7 protein-coding genes and 1 pseudogene are annotated in these 8,129 nt (G+C 41.6%); 7 read left to right on the forward strand and 1 reads right to left on the reverse strand.

Translation table 11 applies throughout. The features are described from left to right. The first annotated feature begins 19 nt into the window (after window positions 1-19). Together WJP93_RS13165 and WJP93_RS13170 are read left to right on the forward strand one after the other, a co-directional pair. Window positions 20-892 (forward strand): carbohydrate ABC transporter permease, encoded by an 873-nt coding sequence (locus WJP93_RS13165; RefSeq protein ID WP_337548718.1) that lies wholly within the window; start codon window positions 20-22, stop codon window positions 890-892. 38 nt (window positions 893-930) lie between these two features. Continuing rightward, window positions 931-2,820 carry a family 43 glycosylhydrolase gene (locus WJP93_RS13170; RefSeq protein ID WP_337548719.1) on the forward strand — a complete coding sequence of 630 codons (1,890 nt, stop codon included), beginning with the start codon at window positions 931-933 and terminating at the stop codon, window positions 2,818-2,820. Window positions 2,821-2,835: 15 nt separating this feature from the next. Here the strand turns inward: WJP93_RS13170 and WJP93_RS13175 are convergent, their stop codons facing one another. Then, window positions 2,836-3,216 carry a DUF3783 domain-containing protein gene (locus WJP93_RS13175; RefSeq protein ID WP_337548720.1) on the reverse strand — a complete coding sequence of 127 codons (381 nt, stop codon included), beginning with the start codon at window positions 3,214-3,216 and terminating at the stop codon, window positions 2,836-2,838. 289 nt (window positions 3,217-3,505) lie between these two features. Between WJP93_RS13175 and WJP93_RS13180 the strand changes: the two genes are divergently transcribed. The 5 genes and pseudogenes from WJP93_RS13180 to WJP93_RS13200 all read left to right on the forward strand — a co-directional run. After that, the gene (locus tag WJP93_RS13180) at window positions 3,506-3,817 is read left to right on the forward strand and encodes a metal-sensing transcriptional repressor (protein ID WP_337548721.1); all 312 of its coding nucleotides are present in this window, start codon (window positions 3,506-3,508) and stop codon (window positions 3,815-3,817) included. 50 nt (window positions 3,818-3,867) lie between these two features. After that, window positions 3,868-6,459 (forward strand): heavy metal translocating P-type ATPase, encoded by a 2,592-nt coding sequence (locus WJP93_RS13185; protein WP_337548722.1) that lies wholly within the window; start codon window positions 3,868-3,870, stop codon window positions 6,457-6,459. Window positions 6,460-6,743: 284 nt separating this feature from the next. After that, on the forward strand, window positions 6,744-7,205 hold the full coding sequence (locus WJP93_RS13190; protein ID WP_337548723.1) for an Hsp20/alpha crystallin family protein: 462 nt from the start codon (window positions 6,744-6,746) through the stop codon (window positions 7,203-7,205). A gap of 204 nt (window positions 7,206-7,409) precedes the next feature. After that, entirely contained in the window at window positions 7,410-7,589 is a 180-nt protein-coding gene (locus WJP93_RS13195; protein ID WP_337548724.1) for a DUF4160 domain-containing protein, read from the forward strand. 345 nt (window positions 7,590-7,934) lie between these two features. After that, window positions 7,935-8,066: pseudogene (locus WJP93_RS13200) on the forward strand (TnpV protein); the annotation flags it as partial. Window positions 8,067-8,129: the final 63 nt, after the last annotated feature.

Genomic DNA, 8,129 nt, shown 5'->3' on the forward strand with positions numbered 1-8,129 from the left:
GAAAGGCATGGTAGAAAAGATGAAAAATCAGGAATTAATTACAAATAAAAAGCCGCTTGATTTACAGATAAAAAACGGCATTAAATATTTTCCAGTCTTTGTTGTCCTGTGTGTATTTGCATTTTTGCTGTTGGCACCGCTTGTTTGGATGTGTCTTGGCTCATTCAAGAGTGATACAGAGGTTATGCAATATCCGCCGAAGTTTTTTCCACAGGCAAACCATTTGCTTGAAAACTGGAAAACAGTCATGACAAGAATTGATTTTCTGACATTGACAAAAAATACAGTCATCTATGCAGTGGGCTGTACAATTCCTTCTATGTTTATCAATGCATTAGCAGGATATGCATTTGCACGTTTTAATTTTAAGGGAAAAAATTTATTATTTCTTCTGTTTTTGGCAACGATGATGATTCCATTTCAGGTAATCATGGTTCCACTATATTTGGAAGTTTATTATTTAAAGTGGCTCAATACCTACTGGGGTCTGATTATTCCAAAGGTTGCATCAGCGTATTGGATATTCCTATGTAGAGCAGCATTTCAGGAGCTTCCTAAGGAGCTTGAGGATGCGGCGCGTATTGACGGACTTGGTGAATTTGGCATTTTCTGGAAGATTATGCTGCCTCTTGTAAAGCCAACAATGATCACAATGCTTCTTCTTGGAATCAATAACTGCTGGAATGACCTGCTTTGGCCATTGATCGTGGCAAATGCATCCACGATGCGTACATTGTCAAATGGTCTTGCTATTTTTATAGGAGATCGTACTTCTGAGTATAGTCTGGCATTCACTGCGGCAACCGTATCAATGCTTCCAATGCTTATTCTTTACATCTTTGGACAAAAATATTTCGTTGCCGGACAGGTTTCTTCCGGAATTAAGGGATAATGACAAAAACAAAACAACATTTGAGAGAGGGAGACAAGATGGCATATTTACTTGCATATACGAAAAAAGGGGAAGGGTGTTACCCAGATTTTAATTATCCTGGACATGTTGGATATAATTGTGACTGGGAGCAGGCAATGCATCTGGCACTCAGTGAGGATGGAAAGAATTTTATACCGCTTCGAAATAATACAGGCATCTTATTTGCAAAGGCTTCTTTTGAGGAAGATGAGTTTGTCGGAGTTACAAAGACGTTAGTGGATCCTTGGATCTGCTGCGGTAAGGATGGCATATTTTATGTGCTGGCTGTTAGACGCAATCAAAATGCACCTGATTCAAAGAATATTGGCTGCATGATGGTATTTACATCAACAGATCTTGTTAATTACAGTGAACCTGTTTTTGTGAAACTGTCTGAAGAAGAAATTAGCAGACCACGCTGCAGTTATAATAAGGAAAATGAAACGTATTATGTAGAATGGGAGACAGCATCAGGAAGTTTTTTTGCACGCACAAATGATTTGAAAAAAATAGAAAAGTGTGAAGCATGCGCAAAAACACGGTTTGAACTACAGTATAAGGATGATTTTGGAATAGAAGGTTGTGTCCCGGGAAATGTGATTGAGATCACAGAAGCGGAAAAACAGGTGTTATGTGATTATTTTGCTGATATTCATTATGTAAAAACGAACCCGGTGCACGAAAGCTGGCCGCTTGGAATGTCATTAGAGCCTTTTGGGGATTGTGCACCAAAGGCAACCTGTGTTTATAGTGATGGTTCTACGCATGAAAAGAAAGTAGCGTGGGACAAGGAAGCATTAAACAAGGTGGATGTGTCAAAACCTGGAACCTGGAAAATTCCGGGAACTGTTTTGCAGAAACGCTGGAAATTTCCACTGCCGCTTAGATTTCTTCCTGATGAGCTTGTTGAATTTAATGGAATGTCTGATCCGTGCGTGACTGAATATCATGGAAAATATTATCTTTCGTCATCAGGCACACATAACATTCAGCTTCGCATTGCAGATACAATAGAAGGAACCTTTGATGCTGAACCGACCGTCATCTATCGTATTCCATTAGAAAATGGTCTTCATTTTGTAGGAACTTGGGCAGCAGAGCTTCATGAGATTGATGGTGTGTTATATCTATTTACTTCTCTCTGTGAGAATGGACAGTGGATTCATGTAAAATCAGTTATTCTTCGCTGTAATGGTGATCCAGCAGATCCTAATTCATGGGAAGCACCTAGAAAGTGTGTAAAGATAGATGGCTCCGATCTGACCGAGGGCGGCATTTCACTTGATATGACATGGTTTCGTGATAATGGAAGAGATTATGTGATGTGGTCTGATCGTAAGATTCACTACGGTGCAGACGATAAACATTTTGAGGCAGGAACAGCCGACGTTTATATCGCAACAATCGATCCGAAAAAGCCATGGCAGCTGACAAGCGATCCGCATTGTGTTGTGCGCCCAATGTATGGCTGGGATCGTTATGAGACGCCAGTAGACGAAGGTCCATATTTGCTTCGCCGCGGTGATGATCTTTTTGTAACAATTTCTGGATCTTCTACTAGCATGGGTGATCTGTATGATGTTGGTTTGCTTCATGCAAAGAGCGGCGCAGATTTGCTGCAGGAAGAAAACTGGACATGGCTTAGCTATCCGCTTTTGACAAAAGAAAGTGTGCCGGGTGAATATGGACCAGGCCACAACAATTTTGTTAAAGATCCAGACACAGGAGATGATTTGATGATTTATCATGCTATTCCACATGATGAAAACGACAAAACACTATTTCGCCAGCCAGGAATCCGTCGTGTACACTGGGCCAAGAATGGACTGCCATATCTTGAGATGACACCAGAGCGTGATCTGCCAGAAGGCAGCGAAAATGTAGTCATGGAACTTGTGGTTGAGTAAGGGGGAACGCTGTGATTAAGTAAATGATGCGCGCTCACGTTTAAGTTCATCATGCAGCTGCCGCAAAGTCCACTTTCGATTAGTAGGCGTAAAAATTGCCTTTAAATCGATTTGGACTTTGCGGCTTTTTAATTCGAAAAGCATACGATTTAAGTGTTTTTCGCTTAGGTCACAGAAAATAAGGATGCTGTCAGAGGGCAGTTGGTTATCGGCAACTAAAGGAGAAATAGAGGAAGAGGAAGTGCTATTAACAGAGCTAATTTTTCCATTAACGATATTATCTAACGTTTCATTGTAGATAGAAGCATCTGCCTTAATCACTCGTATCTTCATATTAGAAGCGAGACGTTCAATTTCTCTTGTATTTTCAATTTGAAAGCAAATCAGTTTTTCCATAAATATTGTAGGAGTCCTTTCATATAAATTTGGCAGTCTGATTCTAGTTGTAGAGTCAGGCTTTTTCTTGTAGTATACAAAAGTTCATATTGTTTTACAAGTTGTACTTTGCAAGCAGGTTACGGAAAAGAGAGACCGACAAAACAATCGGCTAACCGCCTTCGTAAAACTTCCGGGTGGCAAAAAAAGAAAAACCACTTGACAAATACCCTACAGGGGTATATAGTAAAGTTACTTCAACAAAGTACCCCCTTGGGGTATATAAAAATATAGGGAGGGTTTTATGTGTATGGAATATAATGAACAGCCTGTCTGTCCCAACTGTAAGCACACACAGCGAGATGAGGATCAAAAAAAGCTTCTCCAAAATCGCTTGCGCAGAATTGAAGGTCAGGTGCGCGGTTTGCAGTCGATGTTAGAGCAGGACGCTTATTGCAACGACATTTTGATTCAGTCAGCTGCAGTCAGCGCTGCGCTTAGCGCTTTTAACCGTGAGCTTTTGGAAAATCACATCCGCAATTGTGTGGCAAGAGACATCCGTGAGGGTAAGGATGAGGTCATCGATGAGCTGATGGGGACACTCAAAAAATTAATGAAGTAGTGTTAGTTGGGAATTTAAGAACTAGTACTACAAAAGAAAGGGGCATGTTTATGGAACAATACAATGTGACAGGCATGAGCTGTGCTGCCTGCAGCAGCAGAGTTGAAAAAGCCGTCTCAAAGGTACCAGGCGTAAGCACTTGTTCCGTCAGCCTATTGACAAACTCAATGGGAGTTGAGGGCAGCGCCAGTCCGGACAGCATTATTGCGGCGGTTGAGGCGGCTGGATATGGAGCATCGTTAAAGGGTGCTTCTGACACAAGAAATGCATCGACAAATCATGCGGCAGAGGAGGATGCATTGAAGGACAAAGAGACACCAGTGTTAAAGAAACGCCTGATCGCTTCAATTGGTTTTCTGGCAGTTTTGATGTATTTTTCAATGGGGCATATGATGTGGGGATGGCCGCTTCCATCATGGTTTGAAGGAAATCATGTTGCGATGGGACTTTTGCAGATGATTTTAGCAGCAATCGTTATGGTCATTAATCAGAAGTTTTTTATCAGCGGATTTAAGAGCTTATGGCATCGTGCACCAAACATGGATACACTTGTTGCACTTGGTTCAATGGCATCATTTGTATGGAGTGTCATTGCACTGTTTTTGATGACAGATGCGCAGCTTCATGGAGATATGGAAGGTGTAATGCACTACATGGACGAGTTCTATTTTGAATCAGCTGCCATGATTCTTACACTGATCACAGTCGGAAAGATGCTTGAAGCGCGCTCAAAGGGAAAGACAACAGATGCCCTAAAGAGTCTGATGAAGCTTGCACCAAAGCAGGCTACACTGATCATAGATGGAAAAGAAAACGTTGTGCCGATTGAACAGGTAAAAAAAGGTGATATTTTTGCAGTTCGTCCGGGAGAAAGCATTCCGGTGGATGGCATTGTCACTGAGGGAAATAGTGCTGTCAATGAGGCTGCATTGACAGGAGAAAGTATTCCTGTAGATAAAGCACCTGGCGATCTTGTATCAGCAGCGACAATTAACCAGTCTGGTTATCTTCGCTGTGAGGCATCACGTGTAGGTGATGATACGACGCTCTCTCAGATAATCAAGATGGTCAGCGATGCGGCAGCAACAAAGGCACCAATCGCAAAAGTGGCAGACAAGGTTTCAGGTGTATTTGTACCAGTTGTTATCAGCATTTCACTTGTGACTCTTCTTGTCTGGCTGCTTCTTGGAAAGGACTTTGCATATGCGCTGGCAAGAGGCATTTCTGTATTAGTAATTAGTTGTCCATGTGCGCTTGGACTTGCGACTCCTGTTGCGATTATGGTTGGAAACGGACTCGGTGCGAAAAATGGTATTTTGTTCAAGACAGCAGTATCACTTGAAGAGACTGGAAAGGTCCAGATTGTTGCGCTTGATAAGACAGGAACCATTACAAATGGAACACCGAAGGTAACTGATATTGTTCCGGCAGATGGCATTTCACAAGATGAGCTGCTTCGCCTTGCGTTTGCATTAGAGGCAAAGAGTGAGCATCCGCTTGCAAAGGCAATTGTTGAGGAAGGAAAAAGTAAGGGTCTGGATACTGCTTCGTTGCAGGCAGATAATTTTACTGCTCTTGTGGGAAATGGACTCGAGGGAACGATAGAAGGTTCTCATCTGATTGGCGGAAGTGTATCGTTTATCTCTGGTAGAGTAACCATATCAAAGGCTGACAGACAAAGGGCTGCTTTGCTTGCTGAGAGTGGAAAGACACCGCTTTTATTTGCCAAAGATAAGAAGTTTTTAGGAATCATTGCGGTGGCCGATACGATCAAAGAGGATAGCCCGAAGGCCATCCATGAGCTTCAAAATATGGGTATCCGTGTTGTTATGCTGACTGGCGATAATGAGCGCACAGCCCGTGCGATTGGTGCACAGGCTGGTGTAGACGAGGTAATCGCAGGAGTTCTCCCAGAAGGAAAAGAGCAGGTGATTCGTGCTCTTAAAGAAAAGGGAAAGACAGCAATGGTAGGTGATGGCATCAACGATGCACCGGCACTGACGCGCGCCGATATAGGAATTGCAATAGGAGCAGGTGCAGATGTCGCAATTGATGCAGCTGATGTTGTGCTGATGAAGAGTAACTTAACTGATGTGGCAGCAGCAGTTCGCTTAAGCCGTGCATCACTTCGCAATATTCACGAGAACCTCTTCTGGGCATTTATATACAATATCATCGGAATCCCGCTTGCAGCAGGTGTGTATGCGCACTGGGGACTGCTATTAAATCCGATGTTTGGTGCAGCAGCAATGAGTCTTTCAAGCTTTTGCGTTGTATCAAATGCACTGCGGCTTAATTTCTGCCGTCTGCATGACGCAAGTCATGACAGAAAAAGAAAAAAACATATAATTGAAGGCTGCCTGATCGAAAAGAAAGAAACACCAGATGAATTTTCAGGTGCAATGGATGGGCAGGGAAAGGAAGAAAAAACTATGACAAAGACAATGAAAATCGAAGGAATGATGTGTGGACACTGCGAGAAGCGTGTAAAGAAAGTACTTGAGGCAATTGATGGTGTAGAAAGCGCAGAAGTCAGCTACGAGGCAGGCACAGCAGTTGTGACATTAAGCAGTGATGTAGCAGACGATGTACTCAAAAAGGCCGTTGAGGATCAGGATTATATTGTAAAAGGAATTGAATAAAGCAAACCAGTGGGGACAGGTAAAATGGCTTTTTTACTGTCCCTGTGGCTTAGTTCACAAAATTTTCACAAAAAATTAGCACTCAACTCTTGACATTGCTAATAATACGTGCTATAGTACAGCTAGAACAAAAGAGAGGGGTACAGAGAGAACAAAAGGAACAAAAAGTTGAATGTTCCAGGTTCTCCAAGGAACTTCCAATCTGGAGTTTGGAAACAGCAAAGCTGTGGATGAAAAATAAACTGGAAAAATAATGATGAGTGATTTGAAAGGAGATTTTGATTATGTTAGTACCGAGCATTTTTAGTGATAATTTCTTTGATGATTTCTTTGAATTTCCATTTATAGATGACAGAGCAGAGAAAAACGCAGAGCGTAAGCTGTACGGACATCATGTAGCAAACCTGATGAAGACCGATATCAAGGAATTCGACGATAAGTATGAGGTTGAGATTGATCTTCCGGGCTTCAAGAAAGATGAAGTACAGGTTGAGCTTAGGGATGGTTATCTGGTAGTCAGCGCCGAGAAGGGTCTTGACGAGGACGAGAAGGATAAGAAGAGTGGCAAGTACTTAAGAAGAGAGCGTTATGCAGGCTCCTGCCAGAGAAGCTATTATGTTGGCAAGGATACAACCGAAGATGATATCAAGGCTCACTTTGAGCATGGTATGCTGACGGTAACTGTTGCAAAGAAGGAAGCAAAGCCAGCAGTAGAAGAGAAGAAGCATATCGCAATTGAAGGATAAAAAAATAATAGATAATGTAGATAGTTAGAGGGCATGCGCCAAAAGGCGCGTGTCCTCTTTTTTTGTGTGAGTAGCAAATTTTTTTCATAGGTGTTATTGCTCTTGCAAACGCATGTCTTGCTGTGTATAATCAAAATTAGAAATATGACGTTTTGTGAACTAACGGGGATTCACTTGCACAAAAAAAGAAAGGAGTGTTTTGATATGATGTATCCATATGTGAGCGGATACATTGTATATTTTTGGTCGAATGAGGAAGGGGAGCTGATTCATGTTCATGTATCAAAAGGCAGACCAACACCGAATGCTACAAAAATTTGGTTAATCCGTACTGGGGGATGCATTGTAGCAAGCAATGGAAGTCAAATTGCATCGAAGGATTGAATGAGTTAATGGAATTTATTTCAGCTCAGTTTTTCATTATTTGTGCAAGATGGAAACAGTTTTTTGTTACAGATACGATTAAATTTTATTGTTGATAGAACTAGTGGGACAGATAAAAAGCCACAGTACCTGTCCAGGTGGAAAGGAAGCAATCAACTCTTGTTAGTTGCGATTGGTTTTTGTCTTGTGTTATCAAGTGCCGCAGAACCTTATTTTAAAGGGTTCTGCGGCTTTGACGTTTTTATCTGGGTGTATCTTAATTCATCAATTTATACGGAAATGGTGTAAAAATTGGTGTAGTACACCGCTATTTATCAATAAGGCAGCTTATGGCTAAGTGAACACTATCTGAGAGAACATAAGAAAGCGGTTTATATTATTCTGCTTACAAGTGGCAGGTTGAATAGTTATCTTACAGATAGAGAAGAACCGGCACAAGAACGCTTTGAAAGGATTGTAGAATTGATTTGTAATTAACAGAGGAAAGTTTTTTGATAAATGCTTGACTGTAAACCTTGTTTATAGCTTATTATTAAGTAA

The organism is Anthropogastromicrobium sp., from assembly GCF_037349415.1.
GTDB lineage: Bacteria > Bacillota > Clostridia > Lachnospirales > Lachnospiraceae > Anthropogastromicrobium > Anthropogastromicrobium aceti.